Here is a 26,712-nt window from a genome sequence, read left to right as displayed (position 1 = left end):
ATCACCTACAACCCATGCTTATTAAGCATATCATCAATAAATCCTTGAACATCTTTGTAGTGACCTTCTTCAACGGCTTTTTTAGCTTTCTCCATGAAATGATATCCTTCTTTGAAACCATGTTCCTTGCCATTTTTATCTACAATCCTGTGTCCTAGGTCCAGTAAATGAGCATGAGAACTGCTATTGTAAGCACGAATACTTAGATCCTGTCCCATGTACTTATAGACTTTTCCTACTTTAAAGCCTTTCATGAAGTTACCTGTTTTTTTACCTATTTTATTCGCTTGCTTCTTGTTTTCCTTGTTTAGCTTATTACCTTGCTTTCTCAAAAAACTTTTAGCATGTTTGCCTTTTTCAAACTCTTGAGAAGCTGCTAGTAGGTCTTTTTGAAATTTAGTCAACTCACTAAAATCAAATCCATTACCCATTACTCTATCACCTGCTCTACAAAGATTTCCAACAATTCATTTTTAAAATAGGGATTAAGAATATATTTTATATCAAATCTTTGTCCCCTGAATTTGATATACATATCTGATGTAATATCTTTTGCAGCTGAATATCTGCATATTATTTTATGCGTTGTATTAGTGAGTATTGTTTCTACCTGTCCTTTTTGAAGGTTTCCTGTTTGGGGTATGATAGAAGCCCATATGGTTTTTAGTTTGCTATCTATGAAATCCATTTCTTCTAGTTCAGTTTCTATTTGTTCTTTTCCCCAAACTTCTATTCTGTGCCTTAACTCTCCTGGATTCATTCCTCACCCTCCCGTGGGTAACAGTATTGCAGCTGGAGTAACATAGATTCTATTGTACGCCTCATTTTCTCACTCGTCTTAGGACCGACAGCAACTGTAACTAATGCTCTATTTTCATACCAATCTGACACAAGTGTCATGCATAATAATTTTGCTAATTTATTCGTACTATCAAATTCAATACCTGTCATATTCTTAAGATACAATTCTGCCGCTGCAATCAATGTCTCAATTACTGTATCTTCTTCATCTCCATCTACTCTTAACCAATTCTTTGTTTGTTGTAAGTCTAAAATCATCTTTTTACCTCCTTAAAGGAGAAGGGGCTTAGCAACCCCTTAAGATTATACTTCAATTGTAATCTCACCCTTAATAACAGCTTCTTCATCAACTGTCTTGATATCAAGTCTTTCTCTAACTTTAACACCAGTTAAATCTTTAGACCAAAGATCTCCTGCTTCTGTAGAAAACTCAATAGATAGGTTTTCTCTATCAAATATAGTAACCGCCTCTGCAAAGTCACCACAGAATATAGGTACTTGCCCTTCTTCGGATGCCATCACCTTATTAGCCACTACCACCACTGGATATCTACCAAACAACCTCTTTTCTGTTGCATTAGTAGGGTTAGGCTGAAGAATATATTTACCATCTTCATCTTTTAATTTATCTAACCAGTTAAAACCGTCCTGATTAGTTAAAACTTTAGAAGAAAGAGCAATAGCTGGGTCCAACTTTACATTAAATATATCTTTAAGATCATCGATACTCGCCACAGAAATTGTTTTATCTCCACCAAAGCTTTCTTCTAGCTGACTTAGAATTAAGAAGTTTCTGGTGGTTTTAGCTTTTTTGGAGATCCATCTTCTTAAATATCCTAAGATATTCTCTGCAGTATCTTGAAGCAATTCTCTTGTTACTTTCAAGATGCCCCCTTTCTTTTTCACTTTATACTCAATATTTCTGAATTGAGGCGTTGCAACTTCTGGAAATTCTGCGGCCTCTTCAACATTATCGAAAGGAACTTGATCAGCGTTGACTTCCATTACTCTTGAGCCACTTAGAGTAGTTACTGGTTCCACATTTACCAAGGTTTCTAGTGCATCCTGGCTTCTTCTTAATTCTTTGATTTGCGTTCTGATATCCTTAGGAACAGTGATACCTCCATCGGATATCCCCTCCACTGGATCTGCTTGAGTCATCATATTTAAAACTTCCATATCTTCTGGATTGATAGACTTTTTCTGTGCAGCTGCTATAAAAACATTTACAAAAGCTTTTGTTGCATCAACTTTTTTATCTGTTGCTGCCTTCGCTGTACCATCTTCAATTTGATTCTGAATTTCACCCTCCTCTTCATCGTACAGATCCTTCATGATGTTAAACTTAGCCTGTAGTTGCTCCAACTCTTCTTTTGCTGCTTTTGCTTCTTCAATCTTATTCTCAGCCAGTAGGTTTTTAGCCTCTACCTTTTTTGCATTAATTTTGTTTAATAACTCTCGTAATTCCTTATTCATAATTGTTTTATCCTCCTTAGGTTTTTATTTTAAAGCATCAAAAAAGAACTAGATTAACTCTAATTCCATTAATAGCTTAGCTTTTTCAGCTTCAATATCTTGTTTTGGCGATTCTAATGACTCATCTGGGAGATTATTCAGGGGTTCTTTCAAGTTCTCATCATCAATCTTATAAATCTTAGGGACATTTCTATAATTTTTAAAAATTGAGTTGTCAAATTTAGCCGCCACCTGTTTTTCTCCAATAATTTCATCGCACAGGCCATAATCTAGACATTCTTGGGCAGTTAACCATGTTTCATTGTCTAATAAATCCGTCAAGGTTTCCTCGTCAAGCTTATCACCTGCTTTGTTGAGATAAGTTTGCTTAATGGAGGTATCGATTTTTTCAAGAGCATTTGCTGTGTCTCTTAATTCTTTAGCGTTTCCCCAAGTAAGGCACCATGCATTATGGACCATCATCATAGCATTACTTGGCATAAAAACATTTCCTGCCATGGCAATTACAGATGCTATACTTGCAGCCAACCCATCAATGTAGACATTAATTTGACAATTCTTAGCTTTACGCTTTAGCATATTATAAATAGCATTTCCTTCAAACACATCCCCGCCAGGACTGTTGATGTAGATATTTAAGGTCTTTATATCACCTAAAGCATCTAGGTCTCTTTTAAAACTTTTAGCTGAATGTGCGTAATAACCTCCTCCCCATGAAGCTACTTCAATATACAAATACAAATCTGCTTCATCGGCTGATTTATTCTTAAATTCCCAATACTTTTTATTCTCAGGCACTACCACCACCTCCTTAGTCATATTGTTTTCCAACCTTAGTAATAGGAATGTAGTTCCCATTCATCACCAGTTGATCTCCCCCTTCTTTTGCCGGTTTATCTAAAAACTCCCTTGCTTCATTTGGTGTATAAATTCCGTTATTAACTGCCTTTGATAATGCCTCCATTTGGGTTTTACTATCAGTTCTTAAAATAACTTTTTCATTGAACTTAAAAAAATATCCTTGATCCACTTCTTCCTCGTTAAGGAGCTTGTAATTAAGTTCTTCCTCATATTGCTTTAAGATAAAAAGTTCTGTATCCACATAAAAACTGAGCTGTTGCATTTCTGAATTTGCATAGGAACTTTTTTCATAATCATTTATTTGATTAGGTTTAATTCCAAAGGCTCCAGCTATTTGAAGGGCACTGAATTTTTTCAACTCAAAGAATTGGCTATCAGTAAGTTTTATGTCCAACGGAACCAGTTTCATCCCCAATGGAACAGGGATAATTTTACCTGTATTTTTAGATCCATTTGCAAAGGCTTCGAATCCTGCTACAAGCTTTTTCCTTGCTTCTTCGTTCAAATCCCCTGTATATTCCAGCACAGCCTTTGCTGTCAAGCCGCTTTTATACAGGTTGTTCATGAAATTTTGGCTCTCTAAACCTCCTTCTACCATACTTTTAAGGATATCTTTGACAGGTGTTCCTACTATACCATCAAAGGAATGAGATGTTTTAAAATGTAAGACATCATCACTATTAAAAGCATAGTGCTGCCCTGAAAATTTATCCACATAAGAGTACCATATGCGACCTTTGTTGCCAAAATATCCAGCATCATCGATAAGCACCTGTACACTATCCGAAGGCATGATCCACATATCTTGGACTTTATAACTTCCTCCATAGCGTGCTTTCTTAAATGTCCTTCGAATCCATACATAAGCGTTTCCATAATGATTTCTGTTTTGTTCAATGGTTGCCCAAAAGGTTGATGGTGTCATCAAGGGGTTAGGTCGCACTTTTAAAAGCTTATGTGCTTCATTAGAATTTGCTTTTAAGATTCCTTTGTCGGTTTCCTGGTAGAACTTCAGTGGCATTTTTCCCAAAGTTTCAGAAAGCATTTTAAGACATGTGAAATAGGTCACTTCACTGATTAATTTTTTAGGAGTAGTACTTATTCCAAGCCACTCCAATAGTTCTTCGCTTTTCATGTCCACTGTTTTAGATGGCATAATCATGTTCTTTATCTTAAAATAGGTCTTTTTCAACACATTCAATTTTTCACCTCCTACAAGTTTTAACTCCAACCCATCATCTTTAGATAATCTTCTGTACTTTTATCTACATCAAATTCTACGCTTTCAAACAGCATAGCTGTAGCCATAGCATTTATCATTGCTACTGTTAAATCAATGCGATCACGAGATAAATTTTTCATTGGCTTAATATTTTCATTTCCATCAACAGCTACCACTACATTCCCCCAACACCATCTAGCCACTGGGTTTTTTTCATGTGTTAAACCTCCTGATTTTATCAATCGCTCTATTGTTTTCATTGATGGGCTCATATGTTTCATATTCTGGGGAATCTCTACAACATTAATTTCTTCCTTCATCAGACGTTGTGTTAACATCCTGCTGTTCCATGGGTCAGTACCCAGCATTTGTATATCATACTGTTGATTAGCAGCAAGTATACGAGCTTCTACAAAGTTGTAATCCACTACATTTCCTGGAGTAGCATATAAAAATTTAGCGTTAACCCATTGATCGTAGGGAACATGGTCACGTTGAGTTCTTTCTTTCATATTGTCTTCTGGGATCCATGCCTCAAATATCGCCCTCCAATCAGGTATACCCTCTTGAGGTGGAAATAAGTAGCAAACTGCAGTTATATCAGTTGTACTAGAAAGGTCCATGCCTGGGTAACATTTTTTTCCTGTCAATTCTGATAGATCCCATTTCCCGGTGGTAGCATCCCATAAGGTTAACGGTAGCCATCCATGCCTTTTTATCGATACCCATTGATTTAATCTGAGCCAACGGAATAACTTTTCAGCTGCTTCACTATTCCGTGCTGCTACTGCTTCTTGTCGTACAGTTTCTATATTAATTGTATGTCCTAAACTTGGGTTAGCCGTATACCAGGTATTTTCGTCCCAAATATCAGCATCTTCTGGTGCCCCGTATATCTTTGCATACCATGTGGAATCTACTATTTCACCAGCAACTATTTTGGTGGCTTGTTCATGTATTTCCCAACCTATTGATTTTCTATCTGGATCATCTCCTGCAGTTGTTATCACCCACCAAAGTGGTTCTTTTCTAGCCGCACCAGCACCAAAAGTCATGACATCCCACAAATCTCTATTAGGCTGGGCATGAAGTTCATCAAAAATAACTACTGTTGGATTTAGTCCATGCTTTGTATAGGCTTCTGCTGAAAGGACTTTCAATATAGTACCAGTGTATTTGTTTGTGATCTCTTTTTTAGAATCTACAACCTTCAAGGTTGCTTCTAGCTCTGGTTCCTGTTCAATCATTCCAAGAGCTGCTTTATAGACTAATCCTGCTTGAATTTTATCTGCAGCACAGCAGTATATTTGTCCCCCAGGTCCGTCACATACAAGATGATACAGGGCAATACCTGCAATTAAAGATGTTTTTCCGTTTTTCTTTGGAACTTCTAGGTAGGCATATCGATATTGTCTCAACCCATTTTCTTTTACCGTTCCATATACATCCCACAATATATTATATTGCCAATCTAATAGTATAAAAGGCTGTCCATAAAAGTCATCCACCGCTTTTAGCATTTGTATGAATTCTATCGGTTCTAAAGCTCTACTCTTATCATGAACCATTGTTATTTCTTCTCTTTAAAAATTCTGCCATGGGTGATTCTTTATTTTTTTCCAGTGGTGTCTTTGGTATAGACTTCATTCTGGCTGTGGGGTTCAGAAAAAGCCGATCCTCCAGTTTAATAAGCATATTTCTAATTTGAACAAGTTTAGCAGTAGCACCTGAGATTGTTTTATATAGATCTAATCGATCTGAAAAATCCTCACATTTGTCGATATCCTCATTCATCTTCTCTATGAACTTCTGCATAGCTTTTTCCTGACTTATCATCATACAGTATCGATTAATCACCTGCTCATCTAACCCGTCTACATACTGAATACTTTTGTACAATTTTTTTAATCGAAGAAATTCTTTATGGGCTATAGGATCCTCCTTCACAACGGGGGATTCCTTAAATGTTGTTCCTGTGTAAAGTGACTTTTCCATCTTCTCTCTATGCTCTAATTCTTCTTTTGTCCTGTGGCTTTTCCCTTCCACCTTTAGAAGCTGTACAGGTTTACTTAATCTTCCCGCCATGATTTTCACCTCCTAGCCTAAAACGATTTTCATTTTGGGAAAAAATCTCACACGAAGGAGGCCAATCGGTTTCTGGAAACTTCTCTAAAACTTTTCAGGTGCCCCCTCCCTCCGTTCTATCTTGTTATGGCAGCTATTACATAAAGAAATAAGGTTGCTCAGCACTAATCTTAAATGCCATGCAGCCTTAATCGATTTAATATGATGTACCATATCCGCTAGGGTAATTCTATTTTCTTTTAAACAGTGTTGGCATAATCCATTATCTCTTATTAATGCTTGCTGTCTTACTATTCCCCACGCTTTACTATGATAAAACTCCGTATATTTTTTATCTCTTTTATGCCTGACCTGTTGATCGTAATATTTATTTCTTTCTTGCTTATCAAGTAATTCAAGCTGCTTATGTTCTTTGCAATAGCCTTCTCTTGTTAGATTTCTACATCCCGCCTTTTTGCAAGGTCTTAATGGTTTTTGTGGCATATTATCAACTCCAAAAGAAAAAGAACCGGTTTGGCTTATCGATCTTTTAGAAACAGTAAAATTAGAAATGCAAACATTAGTGTTTCATAGTTTTTTGTAATGATAAACAAGATAAGTGTAAATGATAGAATTCCTATTATTTTTATTGTACTTGCCATATCATCATCTCCTTCTGCATAATAAAAAGCACTCATATTGAGTGCCTAATTATGTTCAATTTTAATCTATACTGATTTTTTATTTTCTAACCAAATTTTGCTAAAACCCCATCTTCTTTTAATTTTTCTATTTCTTCACTTATTCTTTCATATTCATTTTTTATTTCAGCAAGCCTATTAGTATAATCCTGATATTGACTTTTTACATCAATTAGTTCGAGTTTTATAGCTTCCATATCTGCTTTTAATGTTTCCTTATCTCTTTTAAGCATATCAACTTCCATTTTTTCAACTGCATTATAAATATTCAATCCAATCCAAGTAGTAACAGCAATTCCTATTATCATTAAAAACATATTAAACCTTTTATCCAAAACATCTAGATGTATTCGATACATTTGTTCAACTTCATTTTTATACACATTAAGCTGCTGGTTTAGTGAAATATCAGTATTTAACTCATTCTGAGGTAATTCAATATTGTATGTAATTTCATTTGGTCTAGATAAGCGAGCAAACAGTAACAATAAAATACAAATACTACATACTGAAATTAATATCTTTTTTTTCATAATCCTCCCTCCTTGCATATTATATTACCTATTGAGACGTGGATTCCTCTATCTTTCGATAGCAAGTTTCGACAATTAAACAAAAATCCATTTCGATATTTTATTTACCATTTCAATTAATTTTAAAATAATAGTCTTTCAAGATCACTTTTTTAAAAATAAATCTCCAAAACTCTTTGCTAAAAGAATTTCTCCATAGTGCCCATGAATTAATGAAATTCAACCTTACATAAACTTGAGTTTTCTCTGTTGTAGAATTTTCATCAATTAAAAGGTTATTCCCTAGTTTTTTTAAATGCTTTCTATAGAAAAGCGAATTTGTATTACACTTAAAGACAGCATTTTCATATTTATGAAATTTTTCTGTTTTTAAATCGTTTAAACTATATTTGTCTAGCTCTTTTTGAAGTTCATCTCTATTTTTATAATAGTCTTTTTTCCATGTTTTAAAATACATTTTGAAACTAATATTTTGATTTAGTGTTTTTCTTTTGATATTTAAACTTAATACTTCGTTTATCTGTATATTGCTTAATTTGCTTAAAGCCATGGATAATATATCTGCCGCTGCTCCCCAAACGAATGTATACTTTGCTATTAAATACACCATTAAACTTATTCTCTCTATATAAATAAGCAATGCTTTTTTTATCGTCCTCATGTAATCCCCCTCATTTTACCATTTCTTGCATTACTTAATATTTCTACATAGATTGACCAAATCCTCTAAAGTTTAAGGTATGATTCGTATATACTTTTAAACCCAACAATATCCAAGTTTTTCTCCAGCTCTTTTGCCTAGTCTTCCTCTTGTTCTTCTTATGCGAATCATGTGTCATTCAGTCCTTAACCCCTTCGTATTTACTATCTATATACAAATCTATATCCTCATACTTATCTTTCTCACAGCAATCAGTAGAGAAAATTTGAGATATACATACAATTCTACCCTGATCAAACTTTGCCTTTACCCTATACCTCTCCATGGCAAATCACCCCAAATTAAATAAATAATAAAACAAAAACCCCATTCAACTTGAACAGGGTTTCTAATAATAAAGGGGGACGGGTTATATCTTTCCTTAATACCATATTAGCACATGTAAAACGGACATATCGGGACAACTTCAGTTTTTGCCTAAAAATCTTTCTACTCTTTTCCGTAGGCTTTCAGCCTTATTGCCCCCACCTATGTACGCTGCTACTTGCTCCCAACTCAACCCTTTTACATATTTAAGTATCAATATCTGTCTAGTAAGACTATCCTCTACCCCTTCTATAAATTCATTTATCTCCTCAACTAGTATTTCTAATTCCGTTAGTCTTTGCCGCAACTTTTTCTCATACTTTTTTCGTTTACGGTTATAGTATTTTTTATCTATCCCGTGTATAGTTATCTCGTGAAGTATGTATGGATGACCTAACGTTGAACCCTTCACTTTGTCAGAAGTCATTTGAGGCTCTATGCTAGCTATTTGGTTTTTTAGCATTTCTATTTCGCTATGTAATCCCTTTATCTGTTGAAGTTTTTTCTTAGTCATTTCTGCACCCCCCATTATGCCCCATTACCTATCCTTAGCTCTTTTACATGATATTCCTCTATTATGTATCCATTTGCTTGCACAAAGCACCTAGCTCCCACGTTTGTATAGTATTTAACTTTCTTTCCTGTTTTCCTAACTCTTATATTTTTTATACACTTGCTGCAGTAGGATCTGTCTCCAATGACGATTAGCCCTATAGCATTTCTGGAGAACCTTTTACAGCAAGAACACTTTAGTATACTCACTGAATCACCTTCTTAACTTATCATCTTTTTTATCTCTTCTAATTCCTGAATAATAGCCCCTAAGGTGTCTTTACATATCAGTGCGTTATGAAATCCTTCCTCTATGATGATGCCATTTTTCTTGATACTGTAGTGGGTTCCTGTGAGTTTTCCTATGAACATCCTCTGTAAGACTGTATCCCTTTCTTCTTTTTCTTCTTGGTTTTCTTCCTCTGCTATTTCTTGTGCCTCTTGTTTTTCATCATCCTCTACCTCTACTTTTTTCTCATTTTCAGCCTTATGTTGGTTCTCTCTATATTTATTGATATAGTTTTGAGCTGTCGACCAAGATATCCCTATTTCATTCTTGATCTCACCTGCTGTCATGTCTGTGTTTAGTGCCAATTCTTTCACCTTTTCATAAACCTCTGGATCTTTTTTTACCCTTGCCACGTCATCCTCCCCTTTCTTGATTAATCTTGCTTGCCCATTCAATAACTTGTACTTTTCAATCGTTACAGGATACCCTTTGCTCTTTTCTCTCATAGTTATATAGCTTTCGTATTCTTGTAGGATAATACAGTCCAACACCTGTTTGCCTTCCTCTAGTTGGTACTCTTGTCCCTCTAGATAAGTTTCATCTTTACCCTGTAGCCATGTGATACAATCTGCTACATTTTCAAATTCTTCTGTCTGAGCATCCCCAGTACTGTTGTCAATTCCTATGTAAACATCACGATGACCATCAAACTCATAGAATTTTCCTAGCGGCTGCCTGGTTCGAATTATAGATACAGCTTCTTCGTGCTTAATTTCCTTAGTCTCCATAGCTCCCTGCCCTCTTTTTTTATTTAAAAATAGCTTCTACTTTCACTTTTAACTCCTTGTAGTGCTTTGCTTCTATTCGAGATATATAGGATTGAGATAAATTAAATCTTTTGGCTATCTCTACTTGACTCATTCCATTTTGCCTAAGCTTTATAATTTCTTGATGTTTTTTATTTTTCTTTAAAATTAGTTCATCTGATACCTCTATGATTGTTTCTAGTAGAACTTTTTCCATGTAGTCTTCCTCTAAGTTCATATCACTGGGTATAATTTCATGAGTTGCTGTGCTACTACCATCTTGAGGATTGATGATCTCTTTGTCTAAATAAACTTGAATTCTACCATAATCTTTGTCTTTTCTGAAATACATGAATACTTCATTGGTCATGCATCTAATGGCATAAGTATTAAATTTTGCTTTTTTATCTGGATCAAAGGTTTCTACTGCTTTAGTTAAACCGATACAAGCTACTTGAAATACATCATCATCATCTTTTTTATACTTGTTTCCCACATATGAAGCTAATCTAAGATTATGTTTAATCAACCTGGCTTTTATGGATGTACTTCTTGTTTCTCTATACTCCCGGAATAATCTTAAAAGTTCACTTTCTTCTAATACTTGAGGATACTTTATCGATAACATTTCCCTATACCCCCCTTTTTCTGTTGTTTCAATTAATCACTAAGCTTCAAGCTTATATTTTATGGCCTGTGCCCGTTCAATGTTAATTTTGCCTTTTGATGAGACTGAGATTTTAGCCTTGGTTACACTGTTAATTTCAATGGTACATCCTCTAATGAATTGATTAGATATTAACTCAACAACTCTATTCATCAGATTGTGAATTTCTTCTTTTGGAATAGGACTAAGACCCATTTCTGTTGCATTTTCTCCGAAGAGCTGCACGATCCTCTATTTTGCCCTCTCTATTTCAAGTTCTTTATCTGCTTCCATCTTTGCTTGTGGGCATTTGCAGAATTTGGTTGCCACTTTATTTTTTTCTTCTGGTGTAGCCTCTTTGGGGTAATCTAACATAATTCCTTCACCGCAATAATAACAGTGTCCGAAATCGTTCATTGTTAAGACCTCTCTTTCTTTAATAATTTCAAAATTCTATTTCAAGTAAATCTTGAAGTGCGACATTAAATCTTATTTTAATGCATAGTGTATTTAAAATTGCTATGCTATAATTAACTTACATTTTGTTTGAAGGGTTGTGTTTGTTATGAATCTTCTATCACTATTTTTTTATCCAAGCCTCTCCATATCACTCCTCTATATGCTTGAAAGAAAATACTCATATAAAACCAAGTTAGTGAATTTTTTTGGCTCAACTACCAAATATAAAATAGCACTTGTAGTAATAGTGTTATCTGTTATATTTTTCTTGCGTTTTACTTATGATAAGACAACATCTTTATCTACGATAATTAACACAATTCTTTTTTCTTATATGTATCTAGCAATTACTCCTAGAGAACCCCACTAAGGTACATAATGTCACATAATCTAAAAACTACTCTTTATCCAATACAGCTAAATAATTTAACACGATCCCTTGCTTAGATCTAACCTCTAGCATTTTTTCTACTGGAATATAATTATATCCATGCTTTCTTTTATTTCCCTGCCACTTATCCCAATGATTTATGACAACTTCACCTTTTATGTAAAACCGCTTATCACGTGGTAGGATGCAGCATAATATAAATGTGATTTCTCCTACCTCTATGGCTTTTTTCATGTACTCTATTTGATGAGCTTCTATGTTTTGTAAAGGTAGCCCCTTTTCTTCCGTTGTCTCTTTACAATCAAACGAGATGGAAATTCCTCCTGATACGGTACCTCTGAAGTCTAATGTGCTTTTTCCCTCAGGAAATGCTGATATTATTTTCTTGCCTTCTCTAAGTACTTTCCACGGAGTACTGATCTTTTGTATTAAAGCAATTCCTCTTTCTTTGTATTGATGATTTGCCATTATAACTTCTCTTTCAAAGAACATTCCCTTATTGGCCATACAATAATTTTTCAACCTTATGCCCTCCTCTGGCTAATGAGTTGCCTCTTGATCCTTTGGTCTGTAATATTCTGTTTTTGTGCAGTATTCATTAGCTTTCTTGGTCTCACCAGTAATAAAGCATTTTCCTATCGTTGGTACCAGCTGACCTTTGTTGAAAAAATTACAACCTCCACAACTTTTACTGACTTGACTCATTACTTTTACCTCCCTTTTTTTATATTTGCAGCCTTCTCATTTTCACGTGTATATGAATCCCAGCTGTGATTTCATTTACCTCTACCTTGCAAGAGTTCAAAATATATCCTGGATATAGCTTAGAGAAAAATTCTTTATCCTCTGGGTTTCTTGCTATTTCTTCTATCTTTTTTCTACTGAATTTATTATCATTCACCCTCACTGTTGGCTGTTTCAAGTTTTTTGATTGGGTCCATCTTTTTCTTCCTTTAGGATCCTTGGATATATATCTGGCTAGTCCTTCATATCCAAATTCATCAGATTGTAATCTTTTTACATTGGCTCTTCCTTTTCCCCAAAGCTCCTCTACTTTATCTCTATCCATGTCACCGCTCATTACAATATGATGATGAAGTCTAACTGTTTTTCCTTCTTCCTCTTTTTCTCTGTACTCAATTACTGCTATGTATTTTAATGGAGGTAATCCATTTTTCTTCCTGTAATGATTTATTCTTCTGATATAATTTGCTACATCTTTTCTTGCCTCTTTTTCACTCATAGGTATGTTTTCTTCTGTATATGTAAGATGGACTGCTAGATCTCTATTTGTAAAATTTTTATTCAATAATCTAATTAAATGTTTCACAGCATTTTTGTTATTCAGGTTTTTTTGCTTTGGTACTGTTAGTTTTTCTTTTTTTGTCCTTGGCTGTTTTTTTTCTTCTCTTGAAATAGGATACATTTCTGCTTCAAACATTTCTCCAGAATATATTTTTTTCTCTCTGTATGGCATCTCTTTTCCCGTCCCCTTTTGGTCCCCCCATAATCCCTTTATGGATATAGGAAAAATAGAATTTATTGTTTATTGAATTTATTTCTTAATTGTTAATCTCTCCTTTGTTTTTTTATTATCGTTGATAAGATAATACCTATTACGAGGACGAAAGGACCTGCATGTTTTTTATTAAAAAGCACATTACGCTTATTTGGTCTGAGAGTGTAATGTGCTTTTATATGTTTTTTTGCTTATAACTTTTATCTTCAATGATTTCACAATCCTTAAAGTCCACCATGTATAGGCCGTTCTTTTCCTTATGGTCCGTCATATAATTTCCTCTCCAAATTCCAACTACTCCGAGAACAATTCCTATGGAAGCTGCATACCAGTAGGTTGCTTCTGAGGATTTAATAATCCTGACTTTATTTAGTAATTTTTTCATATTATCATTAACCCTTTTGATTTTGTTCCATTTCTGATAGACGCATCATACCGTTTCTTTTCTAACCACTTGTGAAATCAACTTTGGGAAGGTTTCTTTGAATTCTTCTTCCTCCCATAAAGTAAAGAACTCAATTTCTTGGATTATAATACTGGCTCGAATGGGATATTTATTTGTGCCATCATTTACTAATTTCACAGAATGTTCTAAGATCAATTCTTTAAAATATTCTTTGGCACAATGTATTTTACCGCGTGAACCATCAATTGATATAATCAAACTTTCTTTATATGCATTAACAAATTTTTGTCGAGTTTCTAGAACCGTTTGTAGTTTATCCATTGATAAATCCCTCCTGATCTGTTAAAATACGATTAATAGTGTTTTTTAAAGCCCTTGTTTGCTTGGCGGTGACAGGGGCTTTTTTCTTGCAAAAAATCCACGTTGCTACACTGAACCATGCTGGGGATGTCCAAAATATCAGCAGTAAAAATCTTGCATAAGCGTTAGCCTGTCCCCACATTTGAAACATGCTATCACTCCTTTTCCTTGCCTATAGTATCTAGGCAGCTAGCACATACTGGCTTATCCAATACCAACTTTAGATCTTCCTGATTGCCACAGAAAATACATTGCCTTTGAAACTTTTGAATAATGATCTTTTCATCTTCAACATAAAACTCCACTGGATCCCCCTCTTTTATGCCTAAGTTTCTTCTAGTTTCCTTAGGTATTACCAATCTACCTAAATCATCAATTTTCCTTACAATTCCTGTTGATTTCATTACAGTCCCTCCCCTTTTTTATCGAAAGTCCTAGTTTTTTCACGCTGCCTATGTACAAACACCATTTTCTCAGAAGTGTTTTTTACAGATAGCCAATTTTCTGGATTTAGCCCCTTTGATGCTAAAAACAACTTCTGTTTTTTAGTTAGCCTCTTTCCATGTTTCAACTAATTTCCCCCCTCTTCATATGCAGTTAAGGTTTTGCAACTTCTTGAAATAATAAATATTCATCATTTTCTCTCAAGCATCGATCAATATCTGCTTCGCTTTTAATCCTGTAACTTATAGCGGTATCTCCTAACTTAACTTGAAGCAATGTATCGTCTTAAAAAGTAATTTCCGCACCTTCCTCCATGAACTGCTCCTTCATCTGTTCTATTTTCTCTTGTAATTTTTTCAATGGACCATTTTAAATTGTCAGTGCTACCATCTATTTCACTTCCTTTCTATCTTTCATTGAATCAAGTAGAATCCTAACTAAATGAGGTATTGCAGGTTCCACCCAATCTAAAAACTGTTCTTCCGTAAGCTCTACAGGATTTGACCTTATGACTTCTCCAGTATGCCTATTTAGTTTATGTTGAGTGTAAATGGTTATAGTTTCAGTTGTTTTACACATGATTTCACCTCTTTTTTATTCAATTGGTAAGGTAAGAGTCAATTGCATGTATGCTGGTTTCTTTACAAAGTTTTCCGGTAAATCGATATTAAACTGTTCACAGATCATTTTTTCCATAGAAGTAATTTCATGTGCAGCACTACCTTGATCTTTCATCGAAACTTTAAGAATTTTAATTAGACTTGCTACTTCTCCTACGCTGGTGGCTTTTGGTTTATAATTAAGCAAATAACTTCCAGTTTTTCTTATTGAAGGTAACACTTCTGATGTAACCCAACGTTTAAATTTTTTAGCTGATTCTAATTTGGATGACAATATTAGAGAGTATAATCCACTTTCATTGATGATGGTCATTTCTTGCATTCCTGAAGGTGTTTCCATTCTAGCAACACCTTTATCCTCTTCATCCACCTTCTTTGATATGACACTTCTTGGTTCTGCGTACCCCAATGCTTCAGCTACATCTTTACCTACAAACCAAGGTTCATTTTGAATAATTAATGTTCTTACCTGTCCAAATTCTTGGCTATTAAAAATTTTTAAGCCCTTCATTTTTTCACCTCCTTCAATTTATTTAACCCTAGTATTTGAATTGTATTTCCGTCATAGATAGCAAAAAATTAAGATCGATGTTTAGAGGTAAAGCTAATTTTGTTAAGGCATCTAAACTGGGCATATATCTACCATTTTCGATATCACATATATAGTTTCTTGATAGACCTGTAAGCTCTGAAAGTTCTAACTGTGTAAGTTTTTTAGATTGTCTTTTATCACTGATCACTCTACCTATAATTTTTTTCTTTTCCTGTTTATCCATGTCATTCACCTCCTAAAATTATTGTACTGTATTTCCGTCATTGTGTAAAAACTTAAAAATAAGCATTTTAAATTAAATTTGCGAATTACGTAGTAAATACTTGTTAATCCGTCAATTCGCTTTTGATTAATTGTATTTCCGTCAATTTTGATATTGTATTTCCGGCAAAAAATGTCTATAATAGAAAAAAGTCGGTATGTTCGTCATTTAACGGAAGGGAGCTTATTTTATGCAAATAGGTCAGCGTATTAAAAAAATAAGAAACAGTTTAGGTTTGACACAAAGTCAATTAGCTTCAAGAGCAAACATATCTCGTTCTTATTTAGGTGATGTAGAAAACGGTAGATATAACCCAAGTTTAAACATGTTAGAAAATATAGCAGAAGTTTTAAATACTTCAGTAGATTATCTATTGGCTAAATCAGTTAGTTGTTTAATTGAAAGCAGGTTAAAAGAGTTAAATATGTCATTAGAGGAGCTAGCTGAAAAAACTAATCTTCCTTTGATGTATTTAAAAACCTTAGATGATAAAACACCAGATGATAAGGATTATGAAATTATAAATTTAATAGCTCAAACTCTGAAGATGCATCCTAAACCGTTAAGGATAGCTCTAGCAAGACAAGAACAACCTGATCCTGAAAACAAAAACAATAACAATGGAGTAAATGAAACCATTGAATTAAAAGGTGTAGATAATATTCTAGCAAATATGCTTGATGACGATAAAATTTTAACCTTAGCAGCACACCGAGCCGGACATGAAGGACCTTTATCAGAAGAAGAAATAGAAAAAATAAAGCTAGCTATTAGAATCGCACTGGCTAATAATAATACTAAAAAGTAATGGAATAATCAGGGGGATTATCTATGAATAGTTATGAGAAATTACTTATTGAGGAACCAGAAATTATTATTTATGATCAAGCTGATTTAGAAGATGATTCAAAAGGTTTTTATGTGGAAACAACTGTAGCTAAAGTTATTCTTATCAGTAAGAAAGTTAAAATTACAAAAGAAAAGCGATGTGTCTTAGCGGAGGAATTTGGTCATCATTATACCACTGTTGGTGATATTACCGATCAAACCAAAGTGGAAAATAGAAAGCAGGAATTAAAGGCTCGTAGATGGGCAGTAAAACGCTTGATCAGAGTCGAGCAATTTATAGATGCTTTTAAAGCAGGAGTTAGAAATCGTCATGAATTAGCAGAGTTTCTTGATGTAACAGAAGATTTTATCGAAACGGCATTAGACCATTTTAAGGGAATCTATGGTCATTCTTATACTATAGGAGAATATACGATATTTTTTAGTCCTTTATATGTTTATAAGAGTTTTGAATAAAAGGGTGTGATATACATATGAAAAAAGGTGTTGCCTACACTAGATTTAGTTCAGATATGCAGTCTGTAGATAGTACTGAGGCCCAGCTACAAGAGATTCAAAAATATGCTAATACTCACGATATACAAATTATAAAAATATATAGCGATGAAGCTATTTCTGGGAAAACTGATAAACGCCCAGCACTACAACAAATGTTAAGTGACGCTAAAAAAGGACTGTTTGATATTGTATTAGTCCATAAAGTAGATCGCTTTGGTCGTGATCGGTACGATAGTGCTATCCATAAAGCACAGTTAAAAAGACAAGGTGTATCAATTCAGTATGCAGGTCAATCTATAAGCGACAATCCCGAAGGTCGGCTTATGGAAGGCATATTAGAGAGTTTTGCACAATATTACAGCGAAAACTTAGCAAATGAAACTATGAAGGGTTTAAAAGTTAAAGCTAGGAGAGCTGAATTTAACGGTGGCATACCACCTCTTGGTTATGATGTACTAGATAAAAAATATGTAATTAATGAGGTTGAGGCAAGAGTTGTAAAATTAATATTTGATATGCACGCTTCTGGAAAAACTTACGGAGAAATTTTTGCTAGTTTGAAGTTCAAAGGATATAAAACTAAAAGGGGAGCAGACTTTACCAAGAATAGTCTTCATTCTATTCTAAACAATGAAAAATATATAGGTATTTATTCTTACAACAAAACAGCTCCTAGACTGTATGGTAAGCGTAATTCTAGAAAACAGAAGGACTTAGATGAAATAATTAGAATTCCAGACGCTGTGCCTAAAATAATTGATCTAAATACCTGGAATCTATGTCAAGAAAGAATGAAAAGCAACAGAGAGAGTAGAGCTAAGTACCGAGCTAAAGTTACTTATTTATTATCAGGAATTATTTATTGTGAATGTGACAGTAAGATGCATGGGAATACAAGGAATAACGGCTACCATAATTATCATTATTACCGATGTGCTAAAGGTTGTCCAAATTCAATTCAGAAAGACACAGTGGAAGACTTTGTTTTATATCAGCTTTATGAAACATATTTTACAGATAAAGCTATCAAAGGACTAACTAAAAAACTTAATGAGTTTGCAAGGGCTGCTTTTGAGGGTAAAGATAATGATATGGTTCTAATTAGAAAAGACTTAAAAAGAGTAGAAACAGAGATAATTAACATAGTAAATGCTATATCTACAATTGGACTATCAGAAGCTTTAACAGAAAAGCTAAAAGACTTAGAACAAGTTAAAAGAGATCTGTCTTTTGAATTGATAGAATTAGAACATTCAGTAAACACATACCTTATACCTGAAGATGCGATTACGGAACTGCTAGGTAGGTACAAAACCAGTATTGAAGAAAGAAACATAGAAGAGTGTTCAAAATTCATTAGAAAATTTGTTAAGAGGGTAACAGTCTCAAAAGATGATGTATTTGTTGAATTTTTAATGGATTATATTACTCAAAGGCTAGAATTAAACTGTGTGCGTACGTCTGCATCCACTTCCACGGCACCAAAAGAAAAACCTTTAAACTCATATTTAAATATGAGCTTAAAGGTTTTTTTATGTTGAATAACCTGATTTCTATTAAATTACTCTTTTAATCAATCTTCAGCATGTATAATTTCCTAATACTCGGCAATAATCTATTTAAGAATGAGAATATGATGAACAACGTTTTAGTCCCCCCTTTAACGTTGGTTTTCTGCATATTCTCATTTTTTGATTCGACTTTGTAAGTTTTTAAAAAACAAAATTGGGTATAAATATTTAAAATAATTTATTTTTAAGGAGGGAATAGTATGTTTAAATTAACAAGTGAGAAAAGAATATGTTTTATAGGAAAGTCTAGTGATTTACTGCTATTCCTAAAGGAGTTAAGCTTTAAGCATAAAGAATTTAGGGAACTACAAACTATTAAAACTTATTCAGATAAATCTATTGCAACTACAAAGTAGCTAAAAATACATATAATCTTTCTTCAATATCTATAAAAAGACTCCTAGCAAACCCACTAGAAGTCTTTTTATTACACTAAATAAATATTTTCTGGCATAATTTTTAATAAGTTTTTTATTCCTTTTTCAATAATATTTTCTATTTCTTCTTCTATTAAAAGCTTATTGCTGTTACTATGATAATTATCTTCAAAGGCTTCCAATACTCTAACAAGTGTATTTTTAAATAGATATTTATTTTCATCATTATCTAATATTAATCCCTCAGAAAAAAAATCACACACTTCACTGTTCTTTATAAATACTGTTACAATGAAAGTAATTATGGGTAATCTAAAATAAGCAACATTTTCATGATGAAAATCATATTTATTACATAAATTAGCAAACGCTTCTTCAAACTGTATTAATATATTATCCAATTGATTCTCCAAGCCTTCATTGAAAAAGTGGTACATGTTGTTAATAAGCTGTCTTTGCTTCGTAATTTTATAATCATTTAAACTGATAATTTGTGCCATTTTGCTGCCTCCCACCATTTTGTTTATCAATATATGCCTCTAAATTTTGGTATACTAAGGGCTACATTTACGGTTCTAGCCTAAATTTTTTAGCGGAGGATAAAATCGTAGATCCTATATATTAAAATTCAAGTATAGGAGCATATATTATATATAAAAGTATTTGCATATAGTTGCAATTGTATTCAGATAATATGTACTGTGGTTGTTTTATAGAACTTCAAAAGGAGGATTTTTTTATGCAAGATCAGGAAAGATATCAAGAAGCTAAGAAGGTATCTATTATTAGTCTAGTAATAAATGTTTTTTTAACCATCATTAAGGCAATTATAGGAATTTTAGCAGGAAGTACTGCTTTAGTAGCAGATGCCTTTCACTCTGCATCTGATTTATTTGGCACTATTATTTTATTACAAGGATTAAAAATTGCTCATAAGCCTCCAGATGCATCACACCCCTATGGTCATCATCGTGCAGAAACAATTACATCAAAACTTTTGGCTATTATTTTGATTCTTACGGCCGTAGGTATCGGATATGAAGCTTTAAAAGTTTTACGAGATCCTACAATTGCACCTCCGGACTCCATGGCAATCTATATCGCTTTAATCTCTATTGTATTTAAAGAAGCTTTATATCAGTATTCAGTAAAAATAGGAAAAAAAATTAATAGTCCTGCTGTTATTGCTGATGCCTGGCACCATCGAACCGACGCCTTTTCCTCTATAGCTGCTTTAATAGGAATAGGTGGGGCTCTTTATGGCTATCCAGTGATGGATCCCTTAGCAGGGGTTTTTGTATCTATCCTTATACTAAAAACTGGTATATCTATCTATAAGCAAGCGATTCTTGCTTTGATGGATACAGCTCCTTCAAGAGAAGTATTAGAACAAATCAGAGAAGCCGCCTTTCAAGCAAAGGGAATTAAAGAGGTGCAGGATATTAAAGTAAGACAATATGGTTCAAAGCTCATTGTAGACATGAAGGTTTGTGTCAACCCCAATATTACTGTAGAAGAAGGGCATGGGGCTGCTGCTAGAGCTAAGAAAAATCTTATGCAAAGCAACTATGATATTCAAGATGTCCTTATCCATGTGAACCCTTGTAAGCATATGGAACTGGAAAATTGTAAAGAATGCAGGCTGAAATATGAGTGATGAGATTGAATTTTTAGTTTTTGCATGTTACTATTGGACTATGAAGAATAGTAAGGGGGTCTTATTATGGACTTTAAACAACTTGAATCCTTCGTAGCCATTGCAAAGTTCAAAAGTTTTTCAAAGGCTGCAGATTATTTATATCTAACGCAGCCTACTATTAGCAGCCATATTATTAATTTGGAAAAAGAATTAAAAACTACCCTTATTAATAGGACCAATAAAAAAATTTCTCTTACAAAGGCAGGAGAAGTTTTATATGATTATGCTGTGAATATTATTAACTTAAAAGAAAATGCAAAATTTAAACTGGAGGAATTCAAAGGAAAGATTACAGGGAATATAGAAATAGCCTGCAGCACAATCCCTGAGCAGTACATTATTCCTGATATTATTTGTAAGTTTAATAAAGCTTATCCTGATGTTACTTTTAATATGTTTCACTATGATTCAAAGCAGGTGGTTGAGGGTATTCTCCACGGAGAAATAGACTTTGGTATGGTAGGAGCGAAAATAGCCCATAGTCAGTTGAAATATTCAGAACTAACCAATGATGAAATTGTCTTAGTTACTCCCTGTGGTGAACCCTATGACTCTTTTGCATCTGAAATAAACATTGAGAATATATTACAAGAAAACTTCATTTTCCGTGAACGAGGTTCTGGGACAAGGGCGTTATTAGAAACTACTTTAAAAAAACATAAGGTAGATATAGACGATCTAAAGATCATTGCTTATATAGAAAATACCGAAGCGATTAAGCAGTGTATTAGGAAGGGACTAGGCGTATCTTTTTTATCTAAGCATGCTATTGAAGATGAAGTAAAGCATCATCTACTAAAGGCCTTTAAAATAAAAGATATGGAATTAGATCGAAACTTTTATTTAGTATGTCACAAATATCGATCTCCCTCTCCTTTAGAAGATGCCTTTCGAAAATTTGTATGGGAATATTTTAATGCATAAGTGAAAGCTCCAGCTAATATGCAAATTTCTTCAAGACTTTTTTACTTACATGAATTGAGTATTGTGGCTATTTCCTGCAAACGTATACGATTTACAGCTACACCCTTGATTAAATTCTTAGTCAAGGGTGTAATCATAGATTCTCACTATAAAAATTCAATGATATATAATAAGCATATACCTATAGGAGTAAAGAGCCTGTTTGTTTCTTATTAGAAACAAACCAAAAGGCCACCTAACCCTGAATGCGTACCAATAACTGGACCCATGGTGGTAACCATAACCTGAGCTGGATTAAATTTTTCAATAATTTCTTCCTTTAACTTTAAAGCTTCTTCTAAACAATCACAATGGGTAATACCTATGATACGATCTTTAAAACTAACATTTTTTTCCTCCATCATATCAATCAATGTCCTCATAGCTTTTTTCTTTCCACGTACTGTTTTTAATATTCTTACATACCCTTCTTCTACATGAACAATTGGCTTTAGATTCAACAGGTTCGCAACAATTTCCTTTGTCTTTGTTACTCTTCCACCTTTAACCGCATTTTCTAAAGTCTCTAAATAAACAATTACCTTCATTTCTTCCCTATATTCCTTTAGCTTTTCTATGACTTTCTCTACACTCCATCCCTCTTTAGCCAGCTGTGAAGCCTTCAATACCTGAAGCCCTAAGCCTAATGAGCCGCTCAAAGAATCAAAAACTTCAACCTTTCCATTCACCATATCTTTCGTCATCATTGCAGTGCTATATGTACCACTTAATTTAGATGATAAATGAATACTAAGAATTTCTCCGCATTTTTGCAAACCCTCTTTAAAGGTATCGATAAAACTTTGAGGTGAAGGCTGAGAAGTTTTCGGAGGATTTTCTGAGGCTTCCATTTTCTTATAAAAGTCTTCATGGCTTAAATCAACACAATCGACATAATTATTTTCATCAATCTCGATGCTTAAGGGTACCACTAAGATATCATGCTCCCTCAGTAACTCCTGTGGTAAATCACAGGAACTATCGGTTATAATCTGCATTGAACTTGACCTCCATTCACATTTTACTCTTATCTACTTTTATATTTTCTTTATATTATGTTTATATGCATAAATTGCCGCTTGCGTTCGATCATTTACATCAATTTTCTTAAATATATTAGAAACATGATTTTTTACAGTTTTTTCACTTATAAAGAGATTACAGGCAATCTCTTTATTGTTTAATCCATCAGCAATTAAGGTCAACACTTCATATTCTCTCTTGGTTAGCTTTACTTCTTCTCCTTCTTTTGTAGTTCTGTTATTAAAAGCCTTTACTAAATCCGTTGCTATGCTGGGATGTATATAAGCAACACCATTGTATACATCTCTAATAGCCTTTATTAAACTATCCCCTTCTGCATCTTTTAGTACATAACCATTAGCGCCTAAATTGATGGTTTCAAAAAGATATTCTCTGTCTTCATGAAAGGTTAACATAATTACTTTTATTGTGCTATCCATATCCTTCAATCGCCTTAGTGTATGTATTCCATTTAGTTTAGGCATATTTATATCTAATAAAACTATATCTGGTTTTAATTGCTGCACTTTTAGTAGCGCCTCTTCTCCGTCTCCAGCTTGCCCTACGACCTGTAGGTCATTTTCTAATTCTAGTATCTGTTTTAATCCTTGTCTTACTAAAGAATGATCATCTACTAATAATATTTGAATCTTGTTCATATAAGCTCCTCACTTCCATCCTATGTTTAATCTTGTATCGGTATTGTTACTGAAATCTTTGTGCCTTTATTAGAGACACTCTTTATATCCACATCACCATTTAACAGTTCTACTCTTTCTTGAATACTAAGCAAGCCAAATCCACTTACTTCCTTTTCCCTAAGCTTTATCTCTTCCATATCAAAACCGATTCCATTGTCTGTAATATTTAAAGCTATGTCCTTTTGATTCATTTCAACATGAATTTTCACCCTGGTAGCTTTTGCATGTTTTCTTACATTATTTAAAGCCTCTTGTACAATCCGAAAAAGACATAGGCTTTTAATCGAGTCTTCTAATGTAAATTCAGATAATCTAATAAAATCTACGATAATGTCTGTTTCATTTTGAAAGTTTTCTATGTATCTCTGAATTGTTGGGATAAATCCTACATCATCTATCGACATGGGTCGCAAATTATAGATAATTTTTCGAATGTCTTTGATACTTTCTCTAATACATTTTTTTAAGTCCTGAAGCTCTGCCTTGCTTCTTTGCATATCTACCTCTAATAGCTTTTCACATACTTCTGCTTTAATTACTAAATTCGCTAAGGATTGAGCAGGACCGTCATGAATATCCCGTGCCACTCTCCTACGTTCCTCTTCTTGTGTGTGAATAATTTTTCTTCCCATAATATGTTTCTGTTTAATATCCTGTAATGCATTGCTAATATCCTGCAAATTTCCCTCTAAAAACTCCTGAACAACCCCCATTTTTGATGTAAGACCCTCTGCCTTTTCCAGCGTCTTTTTTGCATTTTTTAATCTTACCTCAACCTCTATTCTTTTTTTAATGAATTCATTTTCTTGTTGTCGCTTTACAATTAATTGTATCTGCAGTTTATTGGCTCTTTCATAGGCTTGGCGAATATCTTCTTCTCGGTAATTTTTCAAATCCTTGCTTACCTTTAGAAGTTCCCTTCTGCTTTGTTTTTCTAATCCTTCCAACTCATCTACTTCTTTAATAAGATGTCGTATATTCTCCTTTATTTCCTCTAGCTGTCCCTCTAACTGGCTACATTCTCGCATAATATTCTCAGCAATATCAAAAATTTCTGACTTGCTTTCCTCTATGGACACTAATATTTTAGTAAAAATTTCATTCATTTTTGTTATACCCAATACATGACTATTCATTGATGTCCTTCCCCTCATTAAAAGCTTTTCCACTATAAATTATTTCTACAAAGCATGACATAATTCCTTTCTACACGAATAATTATTTTCTATAACGAATAGGAAGTTGTTACCTTTTTTATTTCCACAAAAGGTGTTTTTCTCTAACCACTGTAAAAAATTATTATAATTATAAAAATCATTCTATCATAATAATTTTTATAATTATAATAATTTTTGCAATAAAAATAGGAGATTTCTCTCCTATCATGATTTTGTCGCTAACTGATAATCACTTAATAACCATCTATTTTTAATATTGACCATTTCTACTATGTATTCTACTTCCTCATAGGAAAATCCTTCATAACTTTGTATCCCCCAAAGAATCTTAACCAGATAAGTCCCTTTTATATTATTGGTCTTTATAGCTTTACAATCTATCATATTCACTTCTTTAATAATTTCATAGGAACTAGGGCTGCTCATAATCCCTTCGTAAGTATTCATGTCAATGGACAATAAAGGCTCCGCAGTATAATCTTCTAAATCACCTTGTATGCTTTCCAATGAAGAATACTGTCCTACCATGAAAGCATTCCATACATCTATTCTTTTATCAAAAATTTTCTGTAATTGTTGTTGTATTTCCTCTTCTGAAACCTCTTCATTTTTATAGGAAGCAAAGATAAAGTTTTCATGCCCTATCAATAAAACAACCAAGAAAAAAAGTACTACTATTTTTTTCACAATATAATCCCCCTTCTTTTGTTTAATTACTACTCATTATAAAGAAGGAGGATTAAGAAATTTAGTTTATTTTGGTACAAACGGTTAAAAATTTTTCAACATTTAGTGCCATTTTTTTTCATCCATCCAATATCACACAATATGTTGTAGCTTTCTGTTGAAGAGACACCGAAATCTTAATCTACAATTTCTATAGAATCTAATTGTTTCCTAAAAGAACTTCTAAAAACTTTTATATATTCTTTCCTCAAAGTATCCTGTTCCTTTTTTTCCTGCAAAGTAAGTTCTCTTGTCTTCGAAAGCTTTGCTAATTCATTAATTCTTTGGATTTTTTCTTTTGATAACATAACTAAAACAACTCCTTACTAATCTTGTGCTAGTAACAATATACCACAAAATTTTTATTCTTTAAAGGTCATTAGGTATCTATTTCTTTATTTTCTTCCTTTTGAGAGGGAGAATTTGCCTCGCTGGAAGGAGGATTATTTAGGCTACCGCTAACCGCTTTAGCAATTTGCATCATCCTCATTAAAGAATCTCTTTGTTGTGGTTCTATATAAGGAGATATTATATGCAGAAGGTCTTCTTCATTTAAAGTGCCCTTTTCCTCCAATGATTTTATCAGTTTAAACATGCCTGTGATTTTTTTAATATCTTTTGTTTTGTCCTTTATTTCTCCTCCCAGTAGGGGCTCTACGATTTCTATAAATTTTTCAATATTTTCCAGATTTATGCCACTTTGAGTAACCTCACTTAATTCTCTCAATTTTTTTTCTATAGTTTTTGTTTTCATATCTAAATCAATAACTGTATGGATGATCTCTCTTTGATCTCCCTCCATATGCTTACTCAAGTCTAGCAACATATTTCTTTTTCTCTCCTCTAGGCTTAAAGAGTGATAAGCTACCTCAGCACTATGTAACTGCGGTGATTCTAGCAACAATTTTAATTTACCAATAATCTGTAGAATGACTTCTGCTCTATGAACAACGTACTGTTCTTCTTTGCTCATATATCCTTTAATCCTATTAAGGAGTCTACATTTTTTCTCTAATTCTATATCATCTAATTCTGTTAAACTAAACTTGTTGATAGGTTTTTTTACAGAAGTTAGTAAAAAAAATAAAAATATTAGACCAAAAAACTTTATATGACCCTCACTCAGCATTATATTTATCTTCTCTTTATTATTGGTTTTTTCCATAAATTACCTCCTTGTTATATATAAACTCCA

43 protein-coding genes are annotated in these 26,712 nt (G+C 33.3%); 6 read left to right on the top strand and 37 right to left on the bottom strand.

All coding sequences use genetic code 11. The features are described from left to right. Positions 1 to 5: 5 nt before the first annotated feature. From BJL90_RS12880 to BJL90_RS12760, 30 genes are all read right to left on the bottom strand, one after another. The gene (locus BJL90_RS12880; protein WP_070968673.1) at positions 6 to 431 is read right to left on the bottom strand and encodes an HK97 gp10 family phage protein; all 426 of its coding nucleotides are present in this window, start codon (positions 429 to 431) and stop codon (positions 6 to 8) included. Continuing rightward, complete coding sequence (locus BJL90_RS12875) at positions 431 to 760, bottom strand: phage head closure protein (RefSeq protein WP_070968670.1); 330 nt, start codon at positions 758 to 760, stop codon at positions 431 to 433. Before BJL90_RS12875 ends, BJL90_RS12880 begins: the two co-directional genes overlap by 1 nt. Then, on the bottom strand, positions 757 to 1,059 hold the full coding sequence (locus tag BJL90_RS12870) for a head-tail connector protein (protein WP_070968667.1): 303 nt from the start codon (positions 1,057 to 1,059) through the stop codon (positions 757 to 759). The genes BJL90_RS12875 and BJL90_RS12870 overlap by 4 nt, the downstream gene beginning before the upstream one ends. Positions 1,060 to 1,104: 45 nt before the next feature. Next, positions 1,105 to 2,277, bottom strand: a complete 1,173-nt coding sequence (locus BJL90_RS12865) for a phage major capsid protein (RefSeq protein WP_070968664.1) — start codon at positions 2,275 to 2,277, stop codon at positions 1,105 to 1,107. Between the two features lie 48 nt (positions 2,278 to 2,325). Next, positions 2,326 to 3,075, bottom strand: coding sequence for a head maturation protease, ClpP-related (locus BJL90_RS12860; RefSeq protein WP_236904912.1), 750 nt, complete (start codon positions 3,073 to 3,075; stop codon positions 2,326 to 2,328). Between the two features lie 13 nt (positions 3,076 to 3,088). After that, positions 3,089 to 4,333 (bottom strand): phage portal protein, encoded by a 1,245-nt coding sequence (locus tag BJL90_RS12855; RefSeq protein ID WP_335617852.1) that lies wholly within the window; start codon positions 4,331 to 4,333, stop codon positions 3,089 to 3,091. A gap of 26 nt (positions 4,334 to 4,359) precedes the next feature. Further along, entirely contained in the window at positions 4,360 to 5,928 is a 1,569-nt protein-coding gene (locus tag BJL90_RS12850) for a terminase large subunit (protein ID WP_070968658.1), read from the bottom strand. After that, positions 5,918 to 6,445, bottom strand: a complete 528-nt coding sequence (locus tag BJL90_RS12845) for a P27 family phage terminase small subunit (protein ID WP_070968655.1) — start codon at positions 6,443 to 6,445, stop codon at positions 5,918 to 5,920. The genes BJL90_RS12850 and BJL90_RS12845 overlap by 11 nt, the downstream gene beginning before the upstream one ends. Positions 6,446 to 6,529: 84 nt before the next feature. Beyond that, on the bottom strand, positions 6,530 to 6,928 hold the full coding sequence (locus BJL90_RS12840; protein ID WP_070968652.1) for an HNH endonuclease: 399 nt from the start codon (positions 6,926 to 6,928) through the stop codon (positions 6,530 to 6,532). 244 nt (positions 6,929 to 7,172) lie between these two features. Then, positions 7,173 to 7,658 (bottom strand): hypothetical protein, encoded by a 486-nt coding sequence (locus BJL90_RS12835; RefSeq protein ID WP_070968648.1) that lies wholly within the window; start codon positions 7,656 to 7,658, stop codon positions 7,173 to 7,175. A gap of 112 nt (positions 7,659 to 7,770) precedes the next feature. Continuing rightward, complete coding sequence (locus BJL90_RS12830; RefSeq protein ID WP_070968645.1) at positions 7,771 to 8,319, bottom strand: hypothetical protein; 549 nt, start codon at positions 8,317 to 8,319, stop codon at positions 7,771 to 7,773. 178 nt (positions 8,320 to 8,497) lie between these two features. Then, positions 8,498 to 8,644, bottom strand: a complete 147-nt coding sequence (locus BJL90_RS21975) for a hypothetical protein (protein WP_156778781.1) — start codon at positions 8,642 to 8,644, stop codon at positions 8,498 to 8,500. Positions 8,645 to 8,785: 141 nt separating this feature from the next. Further along, complete coding sequence (locus tag BJL90_RS12825; protein ID WP_205684240.1) at positions 8,786 to 9,199, bottom strand: RNA polymerase subunit sigma-24; 414 nt, start codon at positions 9,197 to 9,199, stop codon at positions 8,786 to 8,788. Between the two features lie 14 nt (positions 9,200 to 9,213). Then, entirely contained in the window at positions 9,214 to 9,447 is a 234-nt protein-coding gene (locus tag BJL90_RS12820; protein ID WP_070968638.1) for a hypothetical protein, read from the bottom strand. A 12-nt stretch (positions 9,448 to 9,459) separates the two neighbouring features. Continuing rightward, positions 9,460 to 10,254 (bottom strand): hypothetical protein, encoded by a 795-nt coding sequence (locus BJL90_RS12815; RefSeq protein ID WP_070968635.1) that lies wholly within the window; start codon positions 10,252 to 10,254, stop codon positions 9,460 to 9,462. A gap of 19 nt (positions 10,255 to 10,273) precedes the next feature. After that, positions 10,274 to 10,900, bottom strand: a complete 627-nt coding sequence (locus tag BJL90_RS12810) for a sigma-70 family RNA polymerase sigma factor (protein ID WP_070968632.1) — start codon at positions 10,898 to 10,900, stop codon at positions 10,274 to 10,276. Positions 10,901 to 10,939: 39 nt separating this feature from the next. After that, on the bottom strand, positions 10,940 to 11,164 hold the full coding sequence (locus tag BJL90_RS12805) for a hypothetical protein (RefSeq protein WP_070968629.1): 225 nt from the start codon (positions 11,162 to 11,164) through the stop codon (positions 10,940 to 10,942). A 6-nt stretch (positions 11,165 to 11,170) separates the two neighbouring features. Continuing rightward, positions 11,171 to 11,335: a hypothetical protein gene (locus BJL90_RS21970; RefSeq protein ID WP_156778780.1), complete on the bottom strand. Its 165-nt coding sequence runs from the start codon at positions 11,333 to 11,335 to the stop codon at positions 11,171 to 11,173. Positions 11,336 to 11,774: 439 nt separating this feature from the next. Continuing rightward, positions 11,775 to 12,290, bottom strand: coding sequence for a Holliday junction resolvase RecU (locus BJL90_RS12800; RefSeq protein ID WP_236904911.1), 516 nt, complete (start codon positions 12,288 to 12,290; stop codon positions 11,775 to 11,777). A gap of 18 nt (positions 12,291 to 12,308) precedes the next feature. Beyond that, positions 12,309 to 12,473, bottom strand: coding sequence for a hypothetical protein (locus BJL90_RS21965; RefSeq protein ID WP_156778779.1), 165 nt, complete (start codon positions 12,471 to 12,473; stop codon positions 12,309 to 12,311). A 19-nt stretch (positions 12,474 to 12,492) separates the two neighbouring features. Further along, positions 12,493 to 13,245, bottom strand: coding sequence for a rolling circle replication-associated protein (locus tag BJL90_RS12795; RefSeq protein WP_070968626.1), 753 nt, complete (start codon positions 13,243 to 13,245; stop codon positions 12,493 to 12,495). 217 nt (positions 13,246 to 13,462) lie between these two features. After that, positions 13,463 to 13,672 carry a hypothetical protein gene (locus BJL90_RS12790; protein WP_070968623.1) on the bottom strand — a complete coding sequence of 70 codons (210 nt, stop codon included), beginning with the start codon at positions 13,670 to 13,672 and terminating at the stop codon, positions 13,463 to 13,465. Between the two features lie 45 nt (positions 13,673 to 13,717). Further along, positions 13,718 to 14,014 (bottom strand): hypothetical protein, encoded by a 297-nt coding sequence (locus BJL90_RS12785; protein WP_070968620.1) that lies wholly within the window; start codon positions 14,012 to 14,014, stop codon positions 13,718 to 13,720. Then, positions 14,007 to 14,204, bottom strand: a complete 198-nt coding sequence (locus BJL90_RS12780) for a hypothetical protein (protein ID WP_070968617.1) — start codon at positions 14,202 to 14,204, stop codon at positions 14,007 to 14,009. The genes BJL90_RS12785 and BJL90_RS12780 overlap by 8 nt, the downstream gene beginning before the upstream one ends. A gap of 4 nt (positions 14,205 to 14,208) precedes the next feature. Continuing rightward, entirely contained in the window at positions 14,209 to 14,457 is a 249-nt protein-coding gene (locus tag BJL90_RS23140) for an AbrB/MazE/SpoVT family DNA-binding domain-containing protein (RefSeq protein ID WP_070968613.1), read from the bottom strand. Further along, positions 14,457 to 14,624, bottom strand: a complete 168-nt coding sequence (locus BJL90_RS22415; RefSeq protein ID WP_169824217.1) for a DUF6906 family protein — start codon at positions 14,622 to 14,624, stop codon at positions 14,457 to 14,459. Before BJL90_RS22415 ends, BJL90_RS23140 begins: the two co-directional genes overlap by 1 nt. Positions 14,625 to 14,650: 26 nt before the next feature. Further along, positions 14,651 to 14,773 (bottom strand): hypothetical protein, encoded by a 123-nt coding sequence (locus BJL90_RS23070; protein WP_257786385.1) that lies wholly within the window; start codon positions 14,771 to 14,773, stop codon positions 14,651 to 14,653. A gap of 114 nt (positions 14,774 to 14,887) precedes the next feature. Beyond that, positions 14,888 to 15,076 (bottom strand): hypothetical protein, encoded by a 189-nt coding sequence (locus BJL90_RS12770; RefSeq protein ID WP_070968610.1) that lies wholly within the window; start codon positions 15,074 to 15,076, stop codon positions 14,888 to 14,890. A gap of 15 nt (positions 15,077 to 15,091) precedes the next feature. Beyond that, a complete protein-coding gene (locus BJL90_RS23190; protein ID WP_081561980.1) occupies positions 15,092 to 15,628 on the bottom strand; it encodes a BRO-N domain-containing protein in 537 nt (178 codons plus the stop codon). A 28-nt stretch (positions 15,629 to 15,656) separates the two neighbouring features. After that, positions 15,657 to 15,893 (bottom strand): helix-turn-helix domain-containing protein, encoded by a 237-nt coding sequence (locus tag BJL90_RS12760; RefSeq protein WP_070968607.1) that lies wholly within the window; start codon positions 15,891 to 15,893, stop codon positions 15,657 to 15,659. A 229-nt stretch (positions 15,894 to 16,122) separates the two neighbouring features. Here BJL90_RS12760 and BJL90_RS12755 point away from each other — a divergent pair, with 229 nt between their 5' ends. From BJL90_RS12755 to BJL90_RS21960, 4 genes are all read left to right on the top strand, one after another. Then, a complete protein-coding gene (locus BJL90_RS12755) occupies positions 16,123 to 16,740 on the top strand; it encodes a helix-turn-helix domain-containing protein (RefSeq protein WP_070968604.1) in 618 nt (205 codons plus the stop codon). A gap of 23 nt (positions 16,741 to 16,763) precedes the next feature. Then, entirely contained in the window at positions 16,764 to 17,237 is a 474-nt protein-coding gene (locus BJL90_RS12750; RefSeq protein WP_070968601.1) for an ImmA/IrrE family metallo-endopeptidase, read from the top strand. Positions 17,238 to 17,254: 17 nt separating this feature from the next. After that, entirely contained in the window at positions 17,255 to 18,820 is a 1,566-nt protein-coding gene (locus BJL90_RS12745) for a recombinase family protein (protein ID WP_070968599.1), read from the top strand. A gap of 230 nt (positions 18,821 to 19,050) precedes the next feature. Continuing rightward, on the top strand, positions 19,051 to 19,206 hold the full coding sequence (locus tag BJL90_RS21960; protein ID WP_156778778.1) for a hypothetical protein: 156 nt from the start codon (positions 19,051 to 19,053) through the stop codon (positions 19,204 to 19,206). A gap of 71 nt (positions 19,207 to 19,277) precedes the next feature. Here BJL90_RS21960 and BJL90_RS12740 read toward each other — a convergent pair whose 3' ends face one another. Continuing rightward, positions 19,278 to 19,727, bottom strand: coding sequence for a hypothetical protein (locus BJL90_RS12740; RefSeq protein WP_070968596.1), 450 nt, complete (start codon positions 19,725 to 19,727; stop codon positions 19,278 to 19,280). A gap of 239 nt (positions 19,728 to 19,966) precedes the next feature. On the opposite strand from BJL90_RS12740, the gene BJL90_RS12735 reads away from it, so the two are divergent. Both BJL90_RS12735 and BJL90_RS12730 read left to right on the top strand, forming a co-directional pair. Then, the gene (locus tag BJL90_RS12735) at positions 19,967 to 20,884 is read left to right on the top strand and encodes a cation diffusion facilitator family transporter (protein ID WP_070968594.1); all 918 of its coding nucleotides are present in this window, start codon (positions 19,967 to 19,969) and stop codon (positions 20,882 to 20,884) included. Between the two features lie 66 nt (positions 20,885 to 20,950). Next, positions 20,951 to 21,850, top strand: a complete 900-nt coding sequence (locus BJL90_RS12730) for a selenium metabolism-associated LysR family transcriptional regulator (RefSeq protein ID WP_070968590.1) — start codon at positions 20,951 to 20,953, stop codon at positions 21,848 to 21,850. Between the two features lie 212 nt (positions 21,851 to 22,062). Here the strand turns inward: BJL90_RS12730 and BJL90_RS12725 are convergent, their stop codons facing one another. The 6 genes from BJL90_RS12725 to BJL90_RS12705 form a co-directional block, all read right to left on the bottom strand. Continuing rightward, on the bottom strand, positions 22,063 to 22,887 hold the full coding sequence (locus BJL90_RS12725; RefSeq protein WP_070968587.1) for a DegV family protein: 825 nt from the start codon (positions 22,885 to 22,887) through the stop codon (positions 22,063 to 22,065). Positions 22,888 to 22,926: 39 nt separating this feature from the next. After that, on the bottom strand, positions 22,927 to 23,571 hold the full coding sequence (locus BJL90_RS12720; RefSeq protein WP_070968584.1) for a response regulator: 645 nt from the start codon (positions 23,569 to 23,571) through the stop codon (positions 22,927 to 22,929). A gap of 26 nt (positions 23,572 to 23,597) precedes the next feature. Next, positions 23,598 to 24,749 (bottom strand): sensor histidine kinase, encoded by a 1,152-nt coding sequence (locus BJL90_RS12715; protein ID WP_081561979.1) that lies wholly within the window; start codon positions 24,747 to 24,749, stop codon positions 23,598 to 23,600. A 246-nt stretch (positions 24,750 to 24,995) separates the two neighbouring features. Next, complete coding sequence (locus BJL90_RS12710) at positions 24,996 to 25,478, bottom strand: hypothetical protein (protein WP_070968577.1); 483 nt, start codon at positions 25,476 to 25,478, stop codon at positions 24,996 to 24,998. A gap of 176 nt (positions 25,479 to 25,654) precedes the next feature. Continuing rightward, on the bottom strand, positions 25,655 to 25,825 hold the full coding sequence (locus tag BJL90_RS21505; RefSeq protein WP_081561978.1) for a DUF896 domain-containing protein: 171 nt from the start codon (positions 25,823 to 25,825) through the stop codon (positions 25,655 to 25,657). Between the two features lie 71 nt (positions 25,826 to 25,896). Next, entirely contained in the window at positions 25,897 to 26,682 is a 786-nt protein-coding gene (locus BJL90_RS12705) for a hypothetical protein (protein WP_070968573.1), read from the bottom strand. Between the last annotated feature and the right edge of the window lie 30 nt (positions 26,683 to 26,712).

Origin of the sequence: Clostridium formicaceticum, from assembly GCF_001854185.1 — a bacterium.
GTDB lineage: Bacteria > Bacillota > Clostridia > Peptostreptococcales > Natronincolaceae > Andreesenella > Andreesenella formicacetica.
The sequence above is the reverse complement of the archived record's forward strand: the minus strand, read 5'-3'. Positions and strand labels throughout refer to the sequence as shown.